The organism is Pseudomonas sp. UBA6276, from assembly GCF_002438365.1.
Lineage (GTDB): Bacteria > Pseudomonadota > Gammaproteobacteria > Pseudomonadales > Pseudomonadaceae > Aquipseudomonas > Aquipseudomonas coleopterorum.
Map to the genome: position 1 here is coordinate 3,252 of NZ_DJUS01000057.1, position 2,161 is coordinate 5,412.

At 63.9% G+C, this 2,161-nt stretch carries 1 protein-coding gene and 1 pseudogene; both read right to left on the reverse strand.

The features are described 5' to 3' along the window. Window positions 1–1,548: methyl-accepting chemotaxis protein (locus B2V21_RS06665; protein ID WP_286916389.1), on the reverse strand; the 1,548-nt coding region annotated here is incomplete at its 3' end. A gap of 311 nt (window positions 1,549–1,859) precedes the next feature. Next, window positions 1,860–2,161 (reverse strand): annotated as a pseudogene (locus B2V21_RS06670) (translational GTPase TypA); the annotation flags it as partial.

Here is a 2,161-nt window from a genome sequence, read left to right on the forward strand (position 1 = left end):
GAGCGCCAGCAGGTTGGTCTGCGCGGAAATCGACTTGATCACGTCGAGCACACCGCTGACGCTCTCGATGTCCTGACCCAAGCGGGTGATGGCCTGAGCCACGCTGGCAATATCGCCGGTCAGAGAATCGATCGTCTGACTGTTCTGCTGCACATGCCCCTGACTCTCGCGCGCCGTTGACAGCGACAGCTGCGCGGTGTCGGAACACTCCGTGGTGTTGGAGGCAACCTCTTGGGCGCTGGACGACATCTCGGTGATCGCGGTGGCCAGCAAGGTATTGTCCTGGCGCTGGGTTTCCGCGCGCTCGGCCATGATCACTGACAGCCGCGCGACATCATCGGACTGCTGCTGCAAGCGCAGCGCCTCATCGGCAATCGCCTTGAGCATGTTGCGCAGGTTGCCGGCGTAGCGGTTGACCGCGCCGCGCAACTGGCCGATCTCATCGGCCCGTGCCACGTCCAGTTCTGCGCTGGTGCCACCGCCCTGCTCGCCCAATTTGTCGATCTGTGCCGTGGTTTCGTTGATCTGACTGAACACCGCGCGTCCGGCCAGCCAAGCCAGGCCAAACACCAGTGCCAGGATCGGCAGCAGGGTGGTGAGGATATCGATGGTCAACTTGCTGGCAATGCCGGTCATGTGTGCCTGGGGCGTGGCCAGGCCCACTGTCCAGCCACTGGCCGGAACCCGCGTGAGGCTGATGTAACCTGCCCCACCCAGCTGCGCATCATGATCCACCTGAAAGGTCTGCGCCTCACGCTGGCCGCTGCTGCGCCACTGGGTGACGGCCTTGAACCAGGGATAGGCGGCGAGCAGTGCCGTTTCGTCAGCAGGCGCCGGTTGCTCGCCGGTGGCCGGGAAATACAGGACCTTGCCGGACGGATCGATCGCAAAGGCATAGCCACCGGTGACCTGCCCATTGGACTTGAGGAAGTCGGCCAGGCCCGTGAGGGTCAGGTCGATGGTCGCCACGCCGGCGAAACGGCCGTCGTGGCTGTAGGGCACGGTACAGGTGGTCATCAGAATCTTGCTGACCGGGTCCTCGTAGGCATCCGACCAGGCGCAGCGACCGGGCGTGGAGGCCTTGCCCTGCAAGTACCAGTCGGCGGTGTGATAGTCATCCACAGTGCTGGCGTTGTACTCCTCCGAATACCCCAGGCTCTGGCCGCTGCGCGCCCAATAGAAACTGCGACGGGCCACGCCTGCGCTGAATGCGTCCGGCTCGGGCCACAGGCCACCGCCGGCGATGGCGGTATTGCCCTGGGAATCGATGATTGGAGCCAAGGTACCTTTCACCAGCTCGACGTCCGCTGGCAGCGTCGCTCCCAGGCTCGCCAAGGCAGCGACGCGGCCTTCGATCTCGGCCAGTTCGACCGACAGTTGCCGCGCGATGGCCGTGGCCGACTGCTCGGCGCTCTTGGTGTTGGACTGGATCAACTTGGGCTCGCCGCTGAGCACCATGACCGCATAGATGGCGGCCGCAGTTACCAGCAGGATAAACACGATGCCCAGGCTGAAGCGGGACATGATCTTGGTGGGTAGCAGGCGCATGGGGCCCCCTTCGGAGGGAATCGATATTGCCTGCGCTATCGGCCTGGGGGTGGAAAACTGGAGGGCGGACGATAGAGGGCTTTGCGGTGCCAGGGCCGGCCTCTTCGCGGGCAGAGACCCGCTCCCACAGTGGCGGCGATCATCCGTGGGCGGCGAGCCCTCTGCCCGCGAAGGCCTCCCTGACACACCCAAGCCCCCTGTGGGAGCGGGTCTCTGCCCGCGAAGAGGCCAGACCTGCTGGCACCCACAGCCATAAAAAAGCCCCCGAACGCTTTCGCGCCGGGGGCTTTTCAATCAACCGGAACTACGAATCAGTTCTTGGCTTTCTTGGCAGCGCGGGTACGCTCGCCTTCGTCCAGGATCTTCTTGCGCAGACGGATCGACTTCGGCGTGACTTCGCACAGCTCGTCGTCCTGGATGAATTCCAGGGCCTGTTCCAGAGTGAAGCGAACCGGCGGAACCAGAGCGATGGTCTCGTCTTTACCCGAGGCACGCATGTTGTCCAGCTTCTTGCCTTTGGTTGGGTTGACGCCCATGTCGGTGTCACGGCTGTTCAGGCCGACGATCTGACCGTTGTAGATCTCCTGACCGTGCTCGACGAACAGCTTGCCGC